Raw genomic sequence first — 22,073 nt, 5'->3', positions numbered from 1 at the left:
ATGGTTGCTCCCAATATATCAGGAATTGCCGATCGGGCCCTCGAAGCGGCAATGGCGCTGATCGAGCGCCCGCTCAACGTTCTGGAACGAGTGATCGGCAGAAAGCGCATGCCGTACCTCTTCCTGATGCCAAATCTCGTCCTTTTTGGCATCTTCACATTCCTGCCAATCGCAATCGCCGTCGGTTATGCCTTTACGGGTGGCACCGAGCTTCTGATCTCGGATCGTCCCTTCGTCGGTCTCGACAATTTCAGCAAATTGCTGGATTGCACGAGCTACATGGACCCGGGAAGCTGCCGTGAATCGCTCTTCTGGACGGCGATCTGGAACACGCTGTGGTTTGTTGCCTTCAATGTCATCGCGACCCTTTTCGTTGCCCTGGTCACAGCGCTGATCCTCAACCGGGCGATTGCCGCGCGCGGTTTCTTCCGGGCAATGTTCTTCTACCCAGTTTTGCTTTCGCCTGTAGTCATCGGCCTGATCTGGAAGTGGTTCCTCGATCGTAACGGGCTGCTCAATGCGTTCTTCCAGATGCTCGGTGTTCCCCCTGAGATTTTCCTTCTGGACGTCGGCTGGTCGCGCTTCTTTGTCGTCGTTGTATCTGTCTGGTTCCATATGGGCTTTTACACACTGATCCTGCTGGCTGGCCTTCAGGCCATTCCAAAGGATCTTTATGAAGCGGCCGCGATTGACGCTGCCTCGCCGCGACGCACTCTGTTTCGGATCACGTTGCCGCTGCTCGGGCCCAATCTTCTTGTCGTGCTGATCCTTCTCATGATCCGCTCGGTACAGATCTTCGATGAGGCCTGGGTGCTGACCAATGGCGGCGGGCCCGGCACCGCCAACACCTTTGTCGTTCAATATATCTACCAGATGGCATTCGGCAGCGATCTGAGGCTGTTTGGCCTTGCCTCCGCCGCGTCCGTGCTGATGGGCCTTGTGCTCCTCGTCCTGACACTCGTGCAGCTACGCCTCGGTAAGAAGATGGAGTCCTGATCATGTCCGGCAATCTCAATGCAATCGGGTTCCTCACAAGAACCCGCCGCCCGGGACGGGTCGGCCTGACCGACATCCTCTCCTGGGTCTGGCTGATCGGCGGGACGCTGGCCGTCCTCGTCCCCGTGGTGTGGGCGGCCATGTCCTCGATGAAACCGGAAGCGGAAATCACCCGTTTTCCGCCAAGCCTCCTGCCACGCACCGCAGTTCAGGTGGAGGTTCAGGGTTATGAAAAACCGTTGAGCCTCTGGAACGTCACCATCAATGGTGAAGCGCGTGAAATGGCGATGGTCCGCCGCATCGGCATCAAGGCTCAGATGGTCGATCCGAAGACGCCCGGTGAGCCTGTCAGCGTCGACACCCGCGAAATTTCGCCTGTTCAGCGCCTGACCATTGCGACGGAAAATTTCACCGACCCCCTCACGCAGTTCAGCTTTCTGACCTTTCTCAAGAACTCCGTCTTCGTCACGACAGTGGCAACGATCCTCACCCTGATCGTCAACGCCATGGCAGCCTTCGCATTGTCGAAATACAAGTTCCGTGGCGACAAGGCGATTTTCGTGCTGATCATCTCGACCCTGATGATCCCGCTCACCGTCGTCATGGTCCCGGCTTATCTGGTGGTTGTCGGTGTTGGTCTCGTGGATAACCTCTGGGGCGTCATCATCCCGACCGTCGCCACGCCGACAGGCGTCTTCCTGTTGCGACAATATATGCTGACTATTCCAGATGAGTTGATCGAGGCGGCTCGCGTCGATGCTGCCAGTGAGTTCAGGATTTTCTGGCGTATCATCTTGCCTTTGACCGCACCGGCACTTGCAGTGCTTGCGATCTTCTCGGTTCTATGGCGCTGGAACGACTTTCTCTGGCCGTTGATCGTGCTTTCCAGCCGCGAGAACTTCACGCTGCAGGTAGGCCTCAATTCGTTCCAGGGCGAATTCTCGGTTCAATGGCACTATATTCTCGCCATGACCTTCCTCAGCCTTGCGCCTGTTACGCTCGTGTTCCTGTTCCTGCAGCGTTACATCACCACCGGCATTGCCGGCACGGGAATGAAATAAGAGCGTAAGGCTATTTCGGGGGCGGCGCGATGCTGCCCCTGAGAATGAGACGACAGCCCAGTTCCAGCCTGTGTGCCGGTCGTGACGGATCGGCAGCCACAAGTCGTTGCTCGAGCAGGGAAAGGGCAGCACCTCCCAACCTGTCGGCCGGCAGCTGTATAGTGCTCAAAGGCGGCGCGCTGAAGGTCGCCGGCATGATGTCATCAAAACCCAGGACGGAAACGTCCTCGGGGACCCGAAGCCCCGCTTCCGTCAGGGCCTTGAGACAGCCGAGTGCCAGATTGTCTGCCGCGCAGAAGATCGCCGTCGCATTGCGCAGCGGCGGATTTTCCTGAAGGAGGGCTTGAATTGTCCGTTCACCGCATTCGGGCTCGTAGCTTTCTGCCTCGACAATCATATCCGCGGGGACGGGTAGACCTGCAGCAAAGAACGCGTCGCTATAACCATCGTAGCGGCGGCGGATTGTTGTGCGGCCTTTCCAGGTGATGTGCAGAACCTTGCGATGTCCGAGAGACAGAAGGTGCTCGATACCGAGCCTGGCGCCAAAACGGTTTTCGGCCGTCACCGTATCGACGACCATGGCCGGGTCCTCGCCATTGATGAGGACGACGGGCTTGTGCAATGCAGCCAGTGCCTGGACGAGTTCCTGACGGTCGTCGTTCAAGACGACGATACCATCGACATTTGAGGCCGCAGCAACCTCTCCCACCTCGGCGGGATCGAGCCGGTTGCTCGCACTGACGAAGGGTACGATGCGAATTCCGCGCCTTTCGCATTCCCGCCGAAAACCATTCAGCATGGTCCAGCTTACCATGTTGAGATCGCTTTGGGGCGCTGCGTCATTGGTCATTGCCAAGAGCACGACACGCAAAGTCGCAATGGTTGCTTTCTGTCGCCGATTTTCGAGATAACCGAGAGAGCGGGCCGCCTCAAGGACGCGCTCGCGAACCTCGACTGTCAGCGGTGCTGTTCCGTTGATGGCATGGGACGCTGTGCTCAGCGAAACATTCGCCTCACGCGCCACATCCTTGAGTGTCGGTTTCCTGTCGACCCTCATGCGGCAGAGCCGGTCAACCACTGGTCTGCGGATGGCGCGGGCGGCATGCAACTCAACTCCCTGCAGAAGGCTTCTGAAACATCCGACGTCTGTATCGGAATATTTCCAAGACTATAACATCGCCTGCAAAAGCGGAATCGATTTCTGTGCTTTGCGCGCCTTTGTGTTAACTCGCTGCGAGGTGATTACATTGACCGGCTTGTTGGCCCTTTCAGGAATCGAAGTCCTGAAGATTGGCTGCGCAGAACAGCCGCAATTCAGGCCTCTTGACTGTCGTGAACTTCGAGCCGGCAACGCCGAGTTGGGAGAGGATGTGTCGCATTGCCCATCTTGCCTGCCGGTCCGGGTCCTGGTCGAGCACAAAATCCAGCAAGCCCTCGCGCATCAACTGGTCATGGGCAGCGTTCCTTTCGTGCCCGATCCAGATCGGCCTGTTTTCCATCCCGCGTAAAAGAGTAGCGATCTCATCGCCCGAGTCTCCGGTTTCATAAATCGCGTCGGGCACGCGGTCTTGCGCCAGCATCTCGTTGACGATCCTCCAAGACGCGCCTGGCATTTCATGGGTCATTACGATGTCGATGGAAAAGCGCTGTCCGATTGTCGTGGTAAAGCCTTCTATCCTGTCGCGATGCGATTGCAGCGTTGAGTTGGCCTGAAGGACGAGCACCTTGCTTTCCCGTCCGCTCCTCGCAAAATTGATGAGTGACGCCGCTGTTCGCCCGGCGGCCACGTTATCGACACCACTGAACGTTTGCACTGGAAGTTCAGGCAACTTCGATGACACAAGGACGACGATTTCGCCCTGTCCGGCGACCGAAGCGAGTGTGTCGGCAATCTCATCGTTCACCTCAGCGGCAACGATCAAGGCACTTCGCCTCATCTTGGAGGCCGCGATCGCCCGTATCATTGCCGGCGGATCATTTTCGGGAACGAAGGTCCTGTAAAGAGCGATACCGCGCGGCAGAAGCTTTGCTGCATTTTTCAAGCCGGCTGAAAGCTTTGCCCAATAAGGCGTTGGATTTTTGGGCAAAATTGCCTCAATCCGCAAGTTCCCATAGTCGGGGCTAGGCAAGACGCGCCTGAGCTGCAAACGCTCGGCTGCCTCAAGGACCTTCATGCGGGTCTGTGGTGAAACACTTCCGCGCTCGTTGAGAACACGCTCCACGGTCGTAACACTGACGCCGGCCTGATCTGCGACATCACGAAAACCGGGTGTTTTGAGTGGGCTCATAGAAAATCTTCCCCAAGATCATCCTCCCTCCCAACTGCAATTTAATTCCACCCCACCGTGACTGACAAAGGAAGTATCGCTTGATGTCAACGCTTCCTTTGACGTGAATCCGTCCAGGTCACCCGTGGTGACGACTTGTCGCATCCGACACGCCGATATTATAGAAAGGCCTTCCTCCCAAGGAAACCTTTACCACGTTGAAAACGCGACAATTATTCCGTCTCACCCACGGAGTTTTTGGCGTGCGCGTGGCCATTGGCAAACAGGCTGGCCGCTCTTTCATTATGACACGCGGCCATCAATCCGGAGTGGGTTTCGATGCGCAAGTGGGTTTTGACGATTGCCTGGCACTGGGTTGCTGTCACCCACCAGGAGCCCGCCTCGACACCCTGCCTCCACTGTCGGAACGCTTTCTGACGTTCCTGTCGATCAACTGGAATTTGAACATGACCAATGTTTTAACCTGGATACTTCGTATCCTTGGAGCAGTCGTTGCGCTGCTCGGTCTCGGCCTTGCCGCAGGCGGCCTCAAGCTCATCTCGCTGAGTGGCTCGTGGTTTTATCTTTTTGCCGGCGTCGTGATGATTGCCATCGGCTATTTTGCTGTACGGCGTCATTCCGCCACGGTCTGGACGGCGCTTGGCCTCTTCGCAGTCAGTCTCATTTGGGCAATCTGGGAAGTTGGATTTGACTTCTGGCAGCTCGTCCCGCGCACCGTTACCTTTCTGGTGATTGCACTTGGAACTGCGCTGATATCGCCTTTCCTGCTTCGGAAATCCGGAGCACCCGCCCTATCTGGCAAAGTCGCAGCCGGCATTTTGGTCGTGCTTGCTGCTGCATTCGTGGCAACGATTGCCGGCATGTTCCGGCCGCACCCAACCGTGGTTGCCGCAAACCGCAACCCTGCCCCTGTCGTTGATGCCGATGCCGGCAAGGATAGCGGCGACGATTGGCCAGCCTGGGGGCGCAACACCGGTGGCAATCGTTTTGCCCAGTTCGATCAGATCAACAAGTCGAACGTCAAAAACCTCGAGGTGGCATGGACCTACCGGACCGGCGACCTCGCGGTCGATGGCAAGGAGTATCAGGTTACGCCGCTAAAAGTCGATGACACGGTCTACCTTTGCACACCCTCGAATATCGTGATCGCACTTGAGGCCACCTCCGGCAAGGAGCGCTGGAGGTTCGATCCTCAGGCGAAGATTTCCGAGAGCACCAAGGGCTGGCGTCGTTGCCGCGGTGTTGGTTATGCCGATCTCACCAAGTTGACCGCACCGGCGACCGATAACGGTGGTTCGAACGATACCGTAACAGAGGCTGCTCTTCCTGACGTTTGCCGCAAACGCATCCTGACCTCGACAACCGACGCGCGCCTGCTCGCAATCGATGCCGAAACCGGCAAACTTTGCGATGGCTTCGGCGTCAATGGCGCGGTCGATCTCAGCATTGGCCTTACACCCGATCCAGTCGGCGGCCAGCAGGGCTCCTATAACGTCACCTCCGCCCCACTAGTGGCTGATGGTGTCGTCATGGTTGGCGGCCGCCTCAACGATAACCTCACGGTTGGCGAACCCTCGGGTGTTGTTCGTGGCTTCGATGTCCGAACCGGCGAGATCCTTTGGGCTTGGGATGCGGCACGCGGTGCAACAGACAGCACGCCCTTGCCGGCCGGACAGACCTACGCGCCCGAAACCCCGAATTTCTGGGGTACGGCGGCATATGACCCGCAACTTGGCCTCGCCTTCTTCCCGACAGGCAACCAGACACCGGACTTCTGGACCGGAAACCGCCACCCCTATTCCGATGAATACAACGATGCGATCGTTGCGGTCGATATGAAGACCGGCAAGGAACGCTGGCATTTCCGCACCGCCAATATCGATCAGTTCGATTATGACGTATCCGCGCAACCGATCCTGTTCGATCTTCCGAAGGCCGATGGGACAAAAACGCCTGTCATCATCCAGTTGACGAAACGAGGGCAGATCTTCGTTCTTGATCGTCGGACAGGTGAGCCCGTTGTGCCAGTCGAACAACGGCCGGTATCCACCGATTCCATGGCTGGCATGAATGTCGCGCCGACGCAGCCTGTTTCGGCGATCTCCGTGGGTGCCGACAAGCTTGGCGAACGCGACATGTGGGGCGCGACGATCTTCGATCAGCTCTATTGCCGCATTGAGTTCATGGACATGCGTTGGGAGGGTGAGTTCACGCCACTTTCCGATAAAAAGCGCACCCTGATCTACCCTGGCTATTATGGTGGTTTCAACTGGGGTGGGGGCGCGATCGATGCCTCGACGGGCACGCTTATCGTCAATGATATCCGCATGGCGCAGTGGGGCCGGTTTATCAAGCAGGACGAAGCCAAACGGATCGGTCTAAAGCCCTCCACCGAAGGTGAATACTCCGAACAGCTCGGGACACCCTGGGGTGTAGAGCGTTCGATGTTCGTCTCCCCACTCGGTATTCCGTGCTTCAAACCACCGTTCGGCTCGATGACAGCCATCGATCTTGCCACCGGCAAAACGAAATGGCAGGTGCCGATGGGTTCGATCCAGGACGCACCGGTTCGAGGCATCGTTCCAGGCGTCGTCATCCCACTGGGAATGCCCACCATGGGTGGGCCGCTGGTGACAAAGGGCGGGCTGACGTTCTTCCACGGCACGCTCGACTACTACACCCGCGCACTCGACAGCGACACGGGTGAGGAACTGTGGCGTGGACGCCTGCCTGTTGGTGGCCAGGGCGCTCCGATGAGCTACGTCGGCAAGGATGGCAAGCAGTACATCGTGGTCGTAGCCGGTGGTGCAACCCGCACCGGTACGAACGACAATCGCGGTGACTACGTGATCGCCTATTCACTGCCGAACTAAACTCACACAAGGACTGTGCCGGCCTGTCACACGCAGGCCGGCATATACCGAGGTTCCAATTATGCCGCACCGAGCCTTGCACCAGCGTCCCTGACGAGACGAATGGCAAGAGGTAACGGCTGAGAAGAAGCTTTAAAACGCGGCCGCTCACATCCTGCGCGGCGATTTCGGGCAATCATCTCATATTGAAGGTTGCGTCACCGTCGAATACACGTTTTCATCTGCCCATGATCGAAGACCTAGAGCAAATTGTGAAAACGGTCCTGCCGGTTGATCCCAGCTTCCGATCGATCGGACGCGAGGAACTGGATCGTCACATCAACGAGGCCCGTGAGAGCGCGCTCGCGAACTCGAAGGATGATTTCCTGCTCTCGCTGATGCGCCTTCTCGCACTTCCGGCGAACGGACATACACGGGTGATCCCAAACGATGCCATTTCGGTTCTCCCCCTGAGGTTCGTGGCGATCGGCACCGCTACACGCCTGCTCGATGCCACGTCAGAGTTTTCAGAGGCGATAGGGGGCGAATTGATATCCATCAATGGTGTTCCCGCAGGCGAGATCGAACTATCTGCAGAGACATATCTGGCGGGGACACCGCAACGAAAACGCGTTATCGGCGCCATCCTTTTCGCCTGGCCAGGTGCATTGCAGCGCCTCGGCGTTCCTTCGGGTAGCGACAAGATCACGTACAAGATACGCGACAATGCGGGACGGATGAGCGAACTGTCTCTCGACGCCGCAAATCTGGTTCGTACATCCACATTCTACCCGCGAAATGAGCATGGAAAAGCCGACGCATCCTGGCTGCCCAAGCCCTATTGCAGGGTCAGAGACTTTGGCCAGCCCGGGATGCTCATGATCCTCCCGAGTTTTTTCGATCCCGGAGAAATAGAACTTTCGGGCGCGATTGCCGAGGCGGCAGAACGCGTCAAATCACGCCCCGGCAGTCCCCTCGTCATTGACATTCGCGGAAACACCGGCGGCGACTTTCTTCGCACCATGCCTTTGATCGACGCGATCTCGCGCGGGTCTGAAGATCGCCGGGTCGGTTTGCTGACCGACAAATTCTCCTTTTCCGCCGCGGTCGTCTTTGCCGCTATCTTGAAGGACCGTCTGGGAGAACGGCTCATGCTTATCGGGGAAGAGATGGGCGACGGGCTGACATTCTTTGCAGAAGGTGGAACAATCGACCTGCCTTCAAGTGGAGCGGTCGTTCGATATTCTACAGCCTTTCATGATTGGGCGGGTGGTCGCATTGACGAGACGACTCCGGCCGACATCGCTCAACGAATTGTCTCTATCGGAGACCTAAAACTGGACCATCCCTGGGTCGCGAATTCGGATGATACTGAAACGCTCGATCGGTTCTGCCTGAAGTTTTTTGACGGGCTGAACACCTGAACCGCCGCTTGATCCAGCATTGCTTCCGCCCGTCCCCCGGGCATTATTTGCGTCATTCCGACATCGGCATAACGCACATAGTCGGTACACGGTCTGGATGCGCGAAGAGTGACAGAGAGGTGACACCAAAGGGCTTTTCAGACGCTTTGCCTCGCTCGCAATCCGCAGTGTAAAACTGCTAACTTCGACAAACAGAAAGATATCATAACCCACTGATCTCTGATAGGTTTTGGCCGAAACCGGTTCGGTCGGACTTTGTCTGTCTGAGCCAGTCTAGGACACCAGATCGGACGAAGATTACCGCGATGATGCAAGACATGGGCGAATGGCAACCGGTTCAGCTTCCGGCTGCACGAACCTTCGAAATCCGCTCGCGGCGCACCGGTGAAACCTATCGCGTGCTTGTGCGGCTTCCATCCGAGCCACCTCCCCCATCCGGCTATCCCACTTTGTGGATGCTTGACGGCGACGCAAGCTTCCCGCTCATCTTCAGCCAACCGGCGCACGGCCTGTTTCCCAAAACGTCAGCCGGCGACAGGCGCGGTCTAACTGTTGCAATCGGCTTTCCCGGAGGCGCGCCCTTCGACGCCCCGGCAAGATCGCGCAATTACACGCCGAAACCTGATCGAGAGACGGGCGATCTTCTCTCGAGCGGATTTGGTGGCGCCGATGATTTCCTGCATTTCCTTGCAGAAGAGCTCAGACCTGCACTTTGCGAGCACTATCCGCTGGATCCAGCGCGGCACACGCTGTTCGGATTTTCCTACGGTGGGCTGTTCACCGTCCATACGCTCCTCCACTGTCCATTCTATTTCCAGCGTTATTGGGCAGCCAGCCCATCGCTCTGGTTCAGCGATGCAATGATGATGCGCCGTTTAAGGCAAGATGCAGGATCGTTGACAGCCGAGCGCGTGGTTCTCACCGTGGGCAAGGACGAGCAATATGCCACACATGCCTTGCCGGCGGGGCGGCAGGATCACCTGTCAAAACGGGCCATGGTCGACAATATTTCTGAGGCTGCCGAGCTGATCCGCAAGGCCAATCCCGCCTTGAAAGTTGAGTTCACCGTTGCTGCTGATCACGACCATTTCGACATGCTCTTGCACGGCGTCAGGCGCGTAAAGGCGATGGCATTCGGCGAAAGCGAGATCGACGGATAAAGTTTGGACATTGCAGCAAACGACCCGAAACCTTGGTTCCGGGTCGCTTTATTTGAGCTTCGCTTCTGATGAAATCAGAAGGTCGTGCCGATCTTGAAGACGAAGCTGCGCGGTTCACCGTAGAAGTTGAACACCGAGGTACCGCCGACGCGTTCGTAGTAGGTCTTGTTGAAGACGTTGTTGACCGTCAAGCTCGCCGTGACATGGTCGTTGAACTTGTATCCGGCCTGCAGATCAACCACGCCATAGCCCGGAGCATTGATGGTGGTTGCGCCACCTGCAGCAGTTCGCGACACGTTTTTGAATGACGAGAAGAGCTTCACACCACCGCCGACAAAGAAACCGTCTGTCCAGTTACCCGTGCCTTCAAATGTGTATTTGGTGAAGAGCTGTACCATGTGCTCAGGTGTATAATATTCAGAACCTGCTGCGCGTGTCGTGTTCTTGTATTCTGTATCCGTATAGGTGTAACCGGCCATCGCTTCCCAATTCGGAAGGATTTCGCCATTGACCTCGAATTCGATACCGCGCATGTGCGCTTTACCGAGGGCGAGGTAATAGTTGGTATTGTTCGGATCGGTGACGGCACGGTTTTCATCCGTCAGATCGAACCAGGCAAGCGAAGCATTCAGACCATCGGTCAGTTCTGCTTTCAAGCCGACTTCATACTGTTCGCCGGTACGGGGATCGATGATCGCACCGGAGGCGTCGACTGCCGACTGCGGCTGGAAGATCTGAGTATAGCTCGCATAGGCCGACAGACGGTCAGTCAGATCGTAGACAATACCGGCATAAGGCGTGAACTCGCCGTTGACCTTGACCTCGCTGCTACCAGACTGCGCGTCATACCAGCTAAAGCGACCGCCACCGATCAAAGTAAGCCTGTCGATTGGCTTGATACGCCATTGGCCGTAAATGCCGTACTGATCGCTCTCGGTTTCCGTCGCACTGCCGAACGTGACCGTCGGCTTGGCCAGATGGGTGTTCCAGTTATAAAGGTTTTGAGCGCCGGCAATCACCCCTGTCGCTGATCGCAGGCTGTCATCGCTGCCGCGATAGTCGACACCGGCAATGATGTTGTTTTCCAGACCAAAGACTTCGAATGGGCGGCTGATATGGGCGTCGAGCGAAACCGAATCCTGCTCATAATCGCGTGCCAGCCAGCGCGTGCCGGTGGTGACGACGCCAGATGAGTTTGCTGCACCGGCCGCATAGGCATAAAGGAAATCGACATCGACGTGGGAATAAAGGGCCGAAACCTTGGCATGGCCGCCATCTTCAAAGCGGTGTTCGATTTCAGCGATATACTGCGTGACGTTGTTTTCGAAGCTGTTCCAATCCGCTCCGGTATAAGTCGAACGCGGCAAATCGAGCAGTGTGCCATTCGCCAGCGTCGGCAATCCGTTAAACGGCGAGATGTCACGCTGCGTATGATTGATACTGAGCGTTGCTGTAGTATTTTCCGTCAGATCGGCCTGGATCGTGCCGTAGAGGACACCAACCTTGTTATCGACGCCATCGACAAAGCTGTCCTTGCCCGAGAGCACGCCGACGAGGCGACCGCGGACACGGCCGGACTTCGTCAGAGGTCCGGTGATGTCACCTTCGACGCGTTTGCCGTCCCATGAACTCATGATCGTATTGATGCTTGCCTTGTACTCGTCCGACGCCTGTTTCAGACGCATATTGACGGCACCGGCCGGTTCGCCTGCACCACCAAACAGACCCGAGGGGCCACGCAGGATCTCGATGTGATCAACAACCGCCATGTCGGGCTGCGTACCGTAGATCGAAGAAACCGGTGTCGACAGGCCGTTCATGTAGAGCGTGTCAAATTCGAAACCTCGCGAATAGAGGCTGGAACGGCCGTCATCGTTGGTCAGAACGACGACGCCGGGCGTTTTGCGCATAACGGTATCGAGCGAAGAGAAGTTTCCGTCATCCAGGCGCTCACGGGTGAGGACCGTTGTTGATTGCGGAACCTCGCGCAGCGTGCGCGTATCCTTGTCGCCGACGCTGATCTGTTTGGTCGTATAGCTGTTCGTGCCTTCAGTCTCGTACGTCGCACCCTCGAGTACAATCGGCGCAAGTTCGGTGGTGTCGCTCTGGCTGCTCGTGGCATCCTGCGCGCTCGCACCTGCCGCCATGCCCGTTAGCACGGTGGTTGCCATGAGAATGTGTGCCAGCCGCTTCATGGTTGGCCGTTGCACGTTGATCTTAGTTCCGTTCATTTCCATACCCCTGGACGACTGGCTATTTCCACACGATTGTCGCGCCTAGCGCGCCAAACAGGACCGGACGTCCCCCGTCGCGGCTATTCTTGAGTGTGTATTTCATGTATTCGTATAGGCGGTTTTGAAAGTGCCCGCTTTCGTTAACCGCGCATAAACTTATGCAGGAGACCTCTGTGAACAGAGCCATTGCCCCTCTTCCGCCCGTAGCAGCAGATCAAAACCCCATCCTGACGCGACGCGAATTGCGCAAAAACGGCGTACGCGTGCTTGATGGCGGCGACCAGGGTGACGCCGTTGTTGCCTGCGGCCTCGTCGGGAAGGTGCGGATGGACGGCATTCATGCCAATTTCGGGCGTCGTATGCAGGTCGATGACCTGGAGATGGAAGTCGCAGTTGATGCGCAGGTTTCGATCAAGATATTCCTCGAAGGCTTTGTCGAGGCATCGTTGAACGGTGTGCCTATGCCAATGCCGCAACGGACCGAACAGGGCCGGTGGCAGTCCTCTGCAATTATCGTTTCCCATGGAAATGGAGCGAGGCTGCGCCGGCGTGCTCGCAAGGGCCAATATCTTGACAAGATGGTCATCGGCATGTCGCGCGAATGGTTGCAGCGGTTTTCCGAAAGTGCTGAAACGCCGGAAAATTTCAGGGCGCTTCTGTGCGGAGAACCTGGCTTCTGGCAGTGGCAGCCGAACCGCAAGGTCGAGTTTCTTGCCCGGCAGATGTTCGATATTGCCGCACGCAAGCCGCCATTTTCATCCGTACTTCTGGAAAGCCATACGCTTGCCATTGTCTACGAGGCCTTGACGACCGCATTTGGCACAAGCCCGGAGGCAGTGATGCCACCGACCAATCTGACTGCTGCAGAGCAACAGCGGATCTATGCACTGGTGCGCTACATTGACCGCCATTTGGCACAGGAGCTTTCTGTAACAGACATGGCAAGCGAACTTGGCGCCAGTCAGGCAACATTGCAGCGGCTGGTGCGCAAAGCGCATAATTGCTCTCTCAACGAGTTCATCCGCAATCGTTGGCTTGATGAAGCGCGTCAGGCCCTACTCTTCAGCAGCCGCAGTATTTCCGACATCGCCTTCGAAGCCGGATATGTCCACCTTTCGAATTTCACCGCAGCCTTTCGCAAGCGCTTCGGCTATCCACCGTCGTCGCTTCGCCGGCACGCGGGTCCAGCCGAAGGCTGAGCCGCGCCATAGGATTTATCCTGCCGGTCGCACTCATATTTTTGTTGGCGAGCCTCTGTCAGCGATGCTAATGCTGCCGCCCGCACGGGCCAGGAGCAGACGGTAAAGCCCCTGCCCCTTTTACGCCGTCAGCGGAGAATTCAGCCATGGGCATTGCGAAATCAGGCCGTCTCGCAGCGAAATTCGTCACCGCGGCGATTGCATGCCTCCTGTTCTGCTCAGTTGCCACCGCCGCCGAAAGCTGGCCGCGCAGCTTTACCAATGTCGATGGCAGCACGACGGAAATTCCCGCAAAACCGCAGAAAATCCTCTCAACGTCTGTATCGCTGACCGGAACGCTTCTCGCGATCCATGCACCCGTCGCTGCCAGTGGTTCGGCAGCAAACGGCAAGTTCTTTGCGCAATGGGCAGACGTGGCCGGCGAACGCAAGGTCGAGAACGCATGGCCGGCCGGCAAGGTCGATCTCGAAGCCGTCTATGCGGCCCAACCCGATCTGATCGTCGTGACGGCAAGTGGTGCCGGTTCGGTCAAGGACCAGCTTGACGCATTCCGTCAGATCGCCCCGACCATACTCGTCGACGACGGTGCACTCTCCTGGCAGGATCTGGCGACCGAGCTCGGGCGCGCGACCGGCCTTGAAGAGGATGCGGCCGCATCAATCGCAGATTTCGACGCTTACGTCGCAGCGGCACGCGCAAAGATCAAAATCCCTGCCGGAAAGGCCAACATCATCAGCTTCAATGGTGCCGGCCAGAGCAACCCTATTGGCCGCGTGACAGGTCCGCACGCAGCCCTTCTTGCCTCGCTCGGCTTTGACATCGAAGACCCAAATCCGGCGTGGCATACGCAGGCAGAAAGCCGCGACGATTTTGTCTGGGCAAATTACGAACATCTGGTCGATCTCAAAGCCGAGACCACCTTCATCCTGCGTGTGGATGACGCCAAGGCCGCCGCCTTCCGCAATGATCCGGTTCTTGCCAACGTCCCCTCGGTAAAAAGCGGCCGCGTCTACGGACTTGGTGCCAATTCCTTCCGCATCGACTACTACAGCGGCAAGGAAATCGTCGATGGCGTTGTTGCCAATTTTGGACACTGACGCCGTTGCAGGACCAGGTGGACGCCAAAGTGACACTGAACCGCACAACCGGGCGTAACCGGTTGATCGGGCTTGGGGCGCTTTTCCTTTTGCTTGGTGCGGCCATCATTCTTGGCATCGCCGCCGGAGCGCGACCGATCCCTCTGCCGACCACATGGGATGCGATCACCAATTTCGATCCGTCAAACAGCGATCATCTCCTGGTGCGCCTGCTGCGCATCCCGCGCACACTGCTCGCCATCGTGGTCGGCGCGGCACTTGGCGTTTCCGGCACCATCATGCAGGCCCTGACGCGCAATCCGCTTTCCGATCCAGGGATCCTCGGCATCAATGCTGGAGCAGCGGTAGCAATCACCTGCTCTATCGCTCTTTTGGGGATTACGTCGGTCACGGCCTATATGGCGCTTGGCATGGCAGGTGCTGCTTTTGCCGGTGCGGCCGTTTACCTGCTTGGCAATCTTTCACGCGGCGGCAATCCGGTCCGCGTCGTGCTTGCCGGTGCAGCCCTTTCCGTCGTGTTGATGTCGCTGACGCAGATCGTGCTGGTGAACAGCGAGGAGCATGTCTTCGACCAGTTTCGCAACTGGTCGGTCGGTTCGCTGCAAGGTCGTGGCTACGGGGTATTGTTCCCGGTCCTTGCGCTCGCATCACTTGGCATTGCCATTGCGTTCACACTCACAAAGGCGCTCGATACGGCAGCCCTTGGAGCCGATCTGGCCAAGGCACTGGGTGGCAATCCACTTCGCATCTGGGGTCTATCGGCGCTCGCAGTGATCATCCTTTCGGGGGCCGCGACGGCAGGGGCTGGGCCGATCGGTTTCGTCGGATTGACAGCACCGCACATTGCCCGCCTGATAACCGGCCCCGGCCATCGCTGGCTGTTACCCTATGCGATGCTGATCGCGGCCCTTCTGACTGTAAGTGCCGATGCACTGGGGCGCATTATAGCACCGCCCGGTGAAGTCAGCGTCGGTATCATGCTGGCACTCATCGGTGGTCCGTTCTTCATAGCACTTGTTCGCCACCACCGGATATCAAAGCTGTGACCCGCCCTGCACGCCTTGCGTCCTCTCGTCCACGGCGCTTTGTCTGGCGCAGCCGGCGCATGTCGTTCGCACTTGAGACGCGTCCCATGGCGGTCTGCCTTCTCCTTCTCGTAGCAACGCTTGTCGCAGCCGTTTACGCGATGACCCTTGGACGTGTTCCAGTCCCCTTCGTGGACGTCATCAGTGCGGTGCTGGGAAATGGAGAAGGTGGTATGCGCCAGCAGATCGTCTTTAACCTGCGTCTGCCACGGGTACTCGTTGCTCTCTTTGCTGGAGCCTCGCTTGGTGTTTCAGGCGCAGTGTTCCAGTCTGTGTCGCGCAATGCGCTTGGTTCCCCCGACGTTATCGGTTTTACCACCGGCGCTGCGACGGGCGCGTTGGCACAGATCGTGATCTTCGGCGGTGGGCCGGTTGCGGTTGCTTTGTCTGCGATGCTCGGCGGACTGATAACGGCAACACTCGTCTACCTCCTTTCGTTCAAGCAGGGCGCCACGGGTGGTTATCGGCTGGTTCTGACCGGTATTGGTGCCGGAGCAACGCTCAACGCGCTCAACGGCCTGATGCTGGTCAAGGGTAGTCTCGACAACGCCATCTCCGCCAATCTCTGGCTTGCCGGTTCACTTGATGCACGCAGCTGGGATCACGCCTTGACCGTCATGGCTGGCGCATCATTCCTGATCCCGATTTCCGCTTTTGCAGCAAACAGACTCAGGATGATCGAGATGGGCGACGATATTGCCCGCCAGCTCGGTGTCCAGGTCGAACGGACGCGATTTGGGATGATTGCCTGTGCGGTGCTGCTTGCTGGTGTCGCGACCGGTGCGGCTGGCCCGATCGCCTTCCTGGCACTCGCCGCTCCGCAACTTGCAAGCCGACTGACATCAACCCGTGGCATACCGGTTTTGAGCTCGGCGATCATGGGCGCCTTCCTGCTGGTTTCAGCAGATCTGCTCACCCAGCTCTTTGCCAATGATCTGGTGCTACCGATTGGCCGGACGACGGGTCTCGTCGGCGGTCTCTATCTTCTCTGGTTATTGACCCGCTCGAAACAAAAATGATGCGGCTTCAAGCGGATGGAGCGGGATCGTCAAGCGGTACGACCATGGGATCGCCGGTCACCGGATCGTCAATCACGACGGCCGCAAGCCCGAAGACTGTCTGCACGAGATCAGCCGTCATCACACTGCGCGGATCTCCCTCGGTGATGATACGTCCATCGCGCATTGCAACGATATGATCGGCGTAGCGGCACGCCTGATTGAGGTCGTGCAGCACGGCAACAACGGTATTGCCCTGGCGCCGGTTGAGGTCTCTGAGCAGGTTAAGCAGCTCAATCTGATGCGCGATATCGAGAAATGTGGTTGGCTCATCGAGAAGGAGAAGCGGCGTTTCCTGTGCCAGGACCATCGCAATCCAGACACGTTGGCGCTGCCCGCCAGAAAGTTCGTCAACCGCCCGCGATGCGAGTTCTTCCACCCGAGCCGTTTTCATAGCCCAGGCGACGGCGTCTTCATCCGCCTGGCTCCAGCGCTGCAGGAACGACTGGTGTGGATAGCGACCGCGAGCAACCAGATCGGCTACGGTAATGCCGTCGGGTGCGACCGAACTTTGCGGAAGAAGGCCAAGTGTGCGCGCAACTTCGCGCGCCGGTACGCGCTCGATCTGCTTGCCATCGAGAACGACATGGCCGTTATCGGGCCGGATGATACGCGCAAGCGCCCTTAAAAGCGTGGATTTTCCGCAGGCATTGGGACCGACGATCACGGTGAAGAGGCCGTCGGGAACCTTGAAGGTCAGATCACGGGAAATCGTCCGTTCGCCGTAGACCAGCGTCACGTCCCGCGCCTCGAGCCGGGATTGCTCGCCTTGCGGCACTGATTTTGAAACAGGCGCGACCATGAAACCTCCAGCTTTGCATCGGCTCCTTTTGGCCGAGTGGCCGAAGCATCGTCAAGTACAAATGCCGGTTTCAGAAAAATCTGCCGGACGCAGCGAACGGCGACAGATGTCAAAAGGGCGAGGCTCTAGCCTCGCCCTTCGATTCAACGGAGACGTTGCGGGAGAGCGTCCGCCGGTATCAGCGGTATGTAACTCTCACCACCGAGCTGCTCCAGGTGTTCTTTCCTCGCGACAGCAATCAGCTCTGGGTCCGTCAGTGCCCTCACCGCGGATGCCGCAAGCACCTTTCCGGCCTGCAGCATGCCCTTGTGGGCATAACCCGATGTGCCCTGAGACACCATCTGCCAGGTGTGCGGCGGCGTTCCATAGGCCTCTGTTGCGACATAGACCTGACCGGTCGGAACGAGCCAGCTCACATCACCGACATCGGTGGATCCGTGCAAGAACGTCGGCACCTCTTCAAACGCATTCAGGTCTTCGGAGAGGATTTTGCCGCGCTTGGCGATCCTCGCCTGCACTTCACTTGAGAACGTTTTCTGAATACTTCCTGCGAAGTCCTTCTCGCTGTTGGAGAAATTGGCAACGCCGAACTTCTCGAACTCCTGGTGCATCATGCGAGCAAGGGTGACATTGGGAACGAGGTCGGCGGAAGCCGCATCGAAAGTAATTTCGAGTTCCGTCCCGGTCATCAGGGCCGCACCTCGGGCAATATCCTTCACCCGCTCGGTAATGTCACGAACCTGATCCATTCTTGGGGCTCGCACCTTGTAGAGCACCTGCGCCTGCGACTGGACGACATTGGGCGCACGACCACCGGTATCGGTGATCGCATAGTGGATGCGGCCATCCTGGATGATGTGCTCACGCAGGTAATTGCAGCCCACATTGGTCAGTTCGACGGCATCGAGTGCCGAGCGTCCAAGGTGCGGTTCAAACCCTGCATGGGCGCTTGTCCCCTTGAAGGTGAAATAGAGCTGGTTGGTAGCCAGCATCCGGGCATTATAGGCGAGGTTCTCATCCCAGGGGTGCCACGTGAAGGCAACGTCGACATCCGAAAACAGTCCTTCGCGGGCCATGTACGCTTTTCCGCCACCACCTTCTTCGGCCGGGCAGCCATAAAAACGGATCGTTCCGGCAAGACCGAGTTCATCCTTGCATGCCTTCAGCGCCAGAATGGCGGCAAGAGCACCTGTCCCAAGGAGGTTGTGGCCACAGCCATGGCCGTTACCACCAGCAACAATTGGATCGTGTTGGGTTACACCACTTTTCTGGCTCAACCCCGTCAGTGCATCGAATTCACCGAGGATTGCAACGACGGGCTGGCCTTCTCCGTAGCTTGCGACGAAGGCGGTTTCGATGTTGCCGGCATTGCGGGTGACATCAAAGCCGGCCTTTTCCAGTTCATCGGCCAGAAGGGCTGCAGACTGCGTTTCTTCATAGCGGATTTCGGCAAACGACCAGATTGCGTCGGAGACCGATTTCAGATTGTCGGATTGGGACGCGACTGTCCGTTCGATAATATCGAGATAGGTCATAATATTCCTTCAGGCGGTCTGTTCGACAGGCTTTTTGCCGTGGACGGCGGGAAAGGTTGTGGCGATGGCGCAGACAATGACAGCGCAGCCGACGATCACGGAAAACGCGATGCCGTAATTCTGGTTGGTTGCCGAAAGGACAGCACCGATCAGCATCGGAGATGCGAAAGAACCGAGCTGTGCAAGCGAGTTGATCAGGCCGGTCGCGGTTCCAACCGTATTTTGCGGGAAATGCTTCATGATGCTGACGAAGACGCTGATCGAGATCGCATTCAGGAAGACGTTTGAGACGGAGAGATAGGCGAAGGCGAGCGGAATGGATTCCTCATTGGCCATGAGGTAGATGAAAACAGCTGAGACAGCCGAGCCAATGCAGATGAGGTATTTTTCCTTCTGGTGGAAAAATCGGTCGAGCAACCAGCCGCAGGTCAGGAACGAAATGAAGCCAAGGGCCGGCGGGATCATCGAATAGGCTCCCATCTGCACCATGCTCATGCCCTTCACCTTCACCCAGTAAGATGGCAGCCAGGACTGAAGACCCCAGAAGACGATATTGGTGAAGAAGTAGACCAGCGTGATTTTCCAGGTCAGCGAATTCTTGAGCAGTGCGCCGATGCGCTTCTTTTCTGAGACCTTTTCGACCTTTTCCTTGACGACAGGCTGATCGTTCGTCGGTTTCATGACGTAGAAGAGAGCGACCGAGAGCAGCAGTCCTACTGCGCCGAGGACATAGAACATCATTTGCCAGCTATGAGCGGCGATCAGCGCGGTTATGACGATCGAGCCGACGGCAAATCCCACGGAGGCACCCGATTGCAGGACTGACTTGGCGCGGGCCATCTGCGATTTTTCGAAGTGCTCGGTAATGGCCACGGATCCACCGGCAGGAAAGACTGCCTCACCTGCACCAGTGACAGCACGTGCGGCTGCCAGCCCAACGGCATTGCTGACGGCGCCCGAGACGGCGGTCCCCAACGACCAGACGGCAACTGCAGAGCTCAGGACGCGCCGGGCACCAAAACGGTCTACCAGATAACCACCGATAAGCTGTGTCATCGAATAGGCGAGAAAGAAGGCGCTGATGATCATGCCCTGATGGTCGGGGCTAAGATCAAACTCTTCACTGATCGGGATGATTGCGATGTTGATTGCCGTCTTGTCGATAAAGCCGACGACCCAGCATATGAACAGCATTCCTATGATGACGTGGCGACGTTGTATGTTTGAAAACATGTCGGAAGTTCCCCTTGTTTAGACTTTCCTCTTTTGTCGCACCGCTTCCGAAGAATGATATGGTGATTGCCACATCTTTGATTGAATTTTTATATGCGTTGCCACATAGTTTCTAACATGAAGATTGATTTCGTTTCGAATCCTGCGTTTCGCGAGTTGGCCCAGTCTGGCATTGTCAGTTGGGAGGACCGGCAGATCGCACCAACGGGATCGACAGGCGAGATTGGCCACACGATCGTAAGCGATGATGACAGCCTGCAGCTTATCGTCGATCATTCGCATTTCACGGCTCACCACAGCGAATTCCGCATTCGGGGCGATGATCGGCAGAGCGTGGCTGATCTGGTGTTGCGATCGGTCGAGGCCTCGATCATCGCACTACAGTCCCGTACCATTACGAAACTTGGATCCGTCAACGCGGCCGTCATCAACTCTCTCGATGACAACGAGATCGTCCATAACGTTTTGCGCGAAGTCATGAACGTCCTACCGCATTCGGACGCTGGCGTGTTCAGACTTTTTGACGAGAAGACTGGCCTTCTGATCCCCGTCTCCTATGACGGACTGCCGGAAGATTATGCGCATTATCGGCTTCAACCGAACGAATCCGTATCAGGCGAGGTGTTTTCGACCGGTCAGCCTGCCATCCATAACGGACGGCAGAACATCATTGATGCTCACAGGGTCATGCGGCCCGAAAGCCAATCCTTTATGGAGCGGTCCAATATTGCCAATGCCCTGCTCTGTGTGCCCGTGATGGCAGAGGGACGGCGTCTTGGAACATTGACCACGCTGTCCTTTTCGCCTGACGGGGCCTTCTCGTTGTTCGATCAGACCATTCTCGAACTTCTGGCGAGCCAGGTGGCCGTCGCATACCAGCGATCACTGACCTATCAGAACACCCTTGCCGCATCCCGCCGGCTCGAGCAGATGCGCAGCGATCTTGCCGCCAAGAATAGAGAGCTAGATCGCGCAGTCGATCTACATGAGAGCCTGTTGCGCATCTTCTCGATCGGCAGCAACCAGAGCGAGCAGCTTGAGGCCGTATCCAGACTTTACCACGCCGAATTTATATTCGAGAACGTGCTCGGCCAGGATCATCGTTCATCCGGCTGGAATGAAGACGGTGATGTCGTGCGACAAGCCGTAGAGGTTGCAGAAGTCAGCGTCGGGCACTTCCGTTATGATGGCTCCGTCGACACCGCCTTCCGGCGCGCACTCTTTGGAACACTTGCCGCCTTTGTCGCCCTCGACTTTGTTCGCGACATGTCCCGGATCGATGCCATGAATGTCCGGAAAAAAGCCTATTTCGACACGCTTTCCTCAGCGGGAGACACCAGAGACCGCCGCGCCAATTATGGCTTCCGACCGGACAGGTTCAACCAGATCTTCGTCGCATTGACGCCTGGGGGTGAAGCAACTGCGAATGCCAGCCTTACCCGCCAGAAGACAATTCTTGATCTGCAGAAGGTGATGACACTCTCCAACGCCCTGATCTTCCACGAAGACGATGAGATCGTTGTCCTTGTTTCCGCTCCGACCTCTGCAGCACTCGAGCGCAATCGTCAGGTTATGGCAGAGGCCATATCGCGACTGGATATCCACGTCGGAGCAAGCAACCACTACGAAGAGGCGGCAAGCCATCAGCGGGCGCGAGCCAATGCAAAACAGGCTGCAGATGCGCTCCAGCGCCGTGGGAAGGCCGGCCTGCTTCAACATGCGCAGATGGGGCTCGACCTGCTTTTAGGCGGACAGGGTCGCGACGAGGTGCTTGATTTCGCGACGCAGGTCCTTCAACCGCTGCTTCAGAACCCGAAACATCTCGTTCTCTTCGAGACGTTCACACACTATATGCTCGCAGGAAAATCACCTGCGAAAACGGCTGACGCACTGAGTATCCACCCGAACACCCTCTATCAGCGTCTCGCAAAGGTGGAAAAGCTGACCGGCCGCGATCTTGACGATGCGGCCGATTACACGTTGCTCTGCGTCGCAAGCCAACTCTACCGTACCTATACGACTGGCAAGCCGGACGGCTAGAGAGGGCAC

16 protein-coding genes are annotated in these 22,073 nt (G+C 57.4%); 10 read left to right on the top strand and 6 right to left on the bottom strand.

The window, feature by feature from the left end:
- Together ACIQT8_RS20880 and ACIQT8_RS20875 are read left to right on the top strand one after the other, a co-directional pair.
- Entirely contained in the window at positions 1-996 is a 996-nt protein-coding gene (locus ACIQT8_RS20880) for a carbohydrate ABC transporter permease (RefSeq protein ID WP_400969163.1), read from the top strand.
- 2 nt (positions 997-998) lie between these two features.
- Positions 999-2,057: a carbohydrate ABC transporter permease gene (locus ACIQT8_RS20875; RefSeq protein ID WP_400969160.1), complete on the top strand. Its 1,059-nt coding sequence runs from the start codon at positions 999-1,001 to the stop codon at positions 2,055-2,057.
- A 10-nt stretch (positions 2,058-2,067) separates the two neighbouring features.
- On the opposite strand, the gene ACIQT8_RS20870 is transcribed toward ACIQT8_RS20875, so the two are convergent.
- Both ACIQT8_RS20870 and ACIQT8_RS20865 read right to left on the bottom strand, forming a co-directional pair.
- Positions 2,068-3,114 carry a LacI family DNA-binding transcriptional regulator gene (locus ACIQT8_RS20870; protein WP_138792765.1) on the bottom strand — a complete coding sequence of 349 codons (1,047 nt, stop codon included), beginning with the start codon at positions 3,112-3,114 and terminating at the stop codon, positions 2,068-2,070.
- 211 nt (positions 3,115-3,325) lie between these two features.
- Positions 3,326-4,345, bottom strand: coding sequence for a LacI family DNA-binding transcriptional regulator (locus ACIQT8_RS20865; protein ID WP_400969156.1), 1,020 nt, complete (start codon positions 4,343-4,345; stop codon positions 3,326-3,328).
- A gap of 242 nt (positions 4,346-4,587) precedes the next feature.
- Here ACIQT8_RS20865 and ACIQT8_RS20860 point away from each other — a divergent pair, with 242 nt between their 5' ends.
- The 3 genes from ACIQT8_RS20860 to ACIQT8_RS20850 all read left to right on the top strand — a co-directional run bounded on the left by ACIQT8_RS20860 (position 4,588) and on the right by ACIQT8_RS20850 (position 9,781).
- Complete coding sequence (locus ACIQT8_RS20860) at positions 4,588-7,218, top strand: membrane-bound PQQ-dependent dehydrogenase, glucose/quinate/shikimate family (protein ID WP_400969153.1); 2,631 nt, start codon at positions 4,588-4,590, stop codon at positions 7,216-7,218.
- Positions 7,219-7,469: 251 nt separating this feature from the next.
- Entirely contained in the window at positions 7,470-8,621 is a 1,152-nt protein-coding gene (locus ACIQT8_RS20855) for a peptidase S41 (RefSeq protein ID WP_400969150.1), read from the top strand.
- Positions 8,622-8,926: 305 nt separating this feature from the next.
- Positions 8,927-9,781 carry an alpha/beta hydrolase gene (locus ACIQT8_RS20850; protein ID WP_400969148.1) on the top strand — a complete coding sequence of 285 codons (855 nt, stop codon included), beginning with the start codon at positions 8,927-8,929 and terminating at the stop codon, positions 9,779-9,781.
- 74 nt (positions 9,782-9,855) lie between these two features.
- Here ACIQT8_RS20850 and ACIQT8_RS20845 read toward each other — a convergent pair whose 3' ends face one another.
- Positions 9,856-12,012 carry a TonB-dependent siderophore receptor gene (locus tag ACIQT8_RS20845; protein ID WP_262526586.1) on the bottom strand — a complete coding sequence of 719 codons (2,157 nt, stop codon included), beginning with the start codon at positions 12,010-12,012 and terminating at the stop codon, positions 9,856-9,858.
- Between the two features lie 176 nt (positions 12,013-12,188).
- On the opposite strand from ACIQT8_RS20845, the gene ACIQT8_RS20840 reads away from it, so the two are divergent.
- The 4 genes from ACIQT8_RS20840 to ACIQT8_RS20825 all read left to right on the top strand — a co-directional run bounded on the left by ACIQT8_RS20840 (position 12,189) and on the right by ACIQT8_RS20825 (position 16,415).
- On the top strand, positions 12,189-13,214 hold the full coding sequence (locus tag ACIQT8_RS20840; protein WP_400969145.1) for a helix-turn-helix transcriptional regulator: 1,026 nt from the start codon (positions 12,189-12,191) through the stop codon (positions 13,212-13,214).
- Positions 13,215-13,360: 146 nt separating this feature from the next.
- Positions 13,361-14,311 (top strand): Fe2+-enterobactin ABC transporter substrate-binding protein, encoded by a 951-nt coding sequence (gene fepB, locus ACIQT8_RS20835; protein WP_400969142.1) that lies wholly within the window; start codon positions 13,361-13,363, stop codon positions 14,309-14,311.
- 29 nt (positions 14,312-14,340) lie between these two features.
- Complete coding sequence (locus ACIQT8_RS20830) at positions 14,341-15,357, top strand: FecCD family ABC transporter permease (RefSeq protein ID WP_400969139.1); 1,017 nt, start codon at positions 14,341-14,343, stop codon at positions 15,355-15,357.
- Between the two features lie 59 nt (positions 15,358-15,416).
- On the top strand, positions 15,417-16,415 hold the full coding sequence (locus ACIQT8_RS20825; protein WP_400969136.1) for a FecCD family ABC transporter permease: 999 nt from the start codon (positions 15,417-15,419) through the stop codon (positions 16,413-16,415).
- Positions 16,416-16,422: 7 nt separating this feature from the next.
- Here the strand turns inward: ACIQT8_RS20825 and ACIQT8_RS20820 are convergent, their stop codons facing one another.
- The 3 genes from ACIQT8_RS20820 to ACIQT8_RS20810 form a co-directional block, all read right to left on the bottom strand.
- On the bottom strand, positions 16,423-17,256 hold the full coding sequence (locus ACIQT8_RS20820) for an ABC transporter ATP-binding protein (protein ID WP_400969133.1): 834 nt from the start codon (positions 17,254-17,256) through the stop codon (positions 16,423-16,425).
- A gap of 143 nt (positions 17,257-17,399) precedes the next feature.
- Positions 17,400-18,791, bottom strand: a complete 1,392-nt coding sequence (locus tag ACIQT8_RS20815) for an amidohydrolase (RefSeq protein WP_400969130.1) — start codon at positions 18,789-18,791, stop codon at positions 17,400-17,402.
- A 9-nt stretch (positions 18,792-18,800) separates the two neighbouring features.
- Entirely contained in the window at positions 18,801-20,024 is a 1,224-nt protein-coding gene (locus tag ACIQT8_RS20810; RefSeq protein WP_400969127.1) for an MFS transporter, read from the bottom strand.
- 117 nt (positions 20,025-20,141) lie between these two features.
- On the opposite strand from ACIQT8_RS20810, the gene ACIQT8_RS20805 reads away from it, so the two are divergent.
- Positions 20,142-22,064 (top strand): GAF domain-containing protein, encoded by a 1,923-nt coding sequence (locus ACIQT8_RS20805; RefSeq protein ID WP_400969124.1) that lies wholly within the window; start codon positions 20,142-20,144, stop codon positions 22,062-22,064.
- Positions 22,065-22,073: the final 9 nt, after the last annotated feature.

Source organism: Agrobacterium sp. NPDC090273 (assembly GCF_044772305.1).
In the GTDB taxonomy this organism is placed as follows: Bacteria; Pseudomonadota; Alphaproteobacteria; order Rhizobiales; family Rhizobiaceae; genus Agrobacterium.
The sequence above is the reverse complement of the archived record's forward strand: the minus strand, read 5'-3'. Positions and strand labels throughout refer to the sequence as shown.

Coding starts and splice junctions, on each gene's coding strand:
- ACIQT8_RS20875 (WP_400969160.1), top strand. CDS start 999: ATGTCCGGCAATCTCAATGCAATCGGGTTCCTCACAAGAACCCGCCGC.
- ACIQT8_RS20810 (WP_400969127.1), bottom strand. CDS start 20,024: ATGTTTTCAAACATACAACGTCGCCACGTCATCATAGGAATGCTGTTC.
- ACIQT8_RS20820 (WP_400969133.1), bottom strand. CDS start 17,256: ATGGTCGCGCCTGTTTCAAAATCAGTGCCGCAAGGCGAGCAATCCCGG.
- ACIQT8_RS20825 (WP_400969136.1), top strand. CDS start 15,417: ATGTCGTTCGCACTTGAGACGCGTCCCATGGCGGTCTGCCTTCTCCTT.
- ACIQT8_RS20805 (WP_400969124.1), top strand. CDS start 20,142: ATGAAGATTGATTTCGTTTCGAATCCTGCGTTTCGCGAGTTGGCCCAG.
- ACIQT8_RS20815 (WP_400969130.1), bottom strand. CDS start 18,791: ATGACCTATCTCGATATTATCGAACGGACAGTCGCGTCCCAATCCGAC.
- ACIQT8_RS20865 (WP_400969156.1), bottom strand. CDS start 4,345: ATGAGCCCACTCAAAACACCCGGTTTTCGTGATGTCGCAGATCAGGCC.
- ACIQT8_RS20870 (WP_138792765.1), bottom strand. CDS start 3,114: ATGAGGGTCGACAGGAAACCGACACTCAAGGATGTGGCGCGTGAGGCG.
- fepB (WP_400969142.1), top strand. CDS start 13,361: ATGGGCATTGCGAAATCAGGCCGTCTCGCAGCGAAATTCGTCACCGCG.
- ACIQT8_RS20880 (WP_400969163.1), top strand. CDS start 1: ATGGTTGCTCCCAATATATCAGGAATTGCCGATCGGGCCCTCGAAGCG.
- ACIQT8_RS20850 (WP_400969148.1), top strand. CDS start 8,927: ATGATGCAAGACATGGGCGAATGGCAACCGGTTCAGCTTCCGGCTGCA.
- ACIQT8_RS20845 (WP_262526586.1), bottom strand. CDS start 12,012: ATGAACGGAACTAAGATCAACGTGCAACGGCCAACCATGAAGCGGCTG.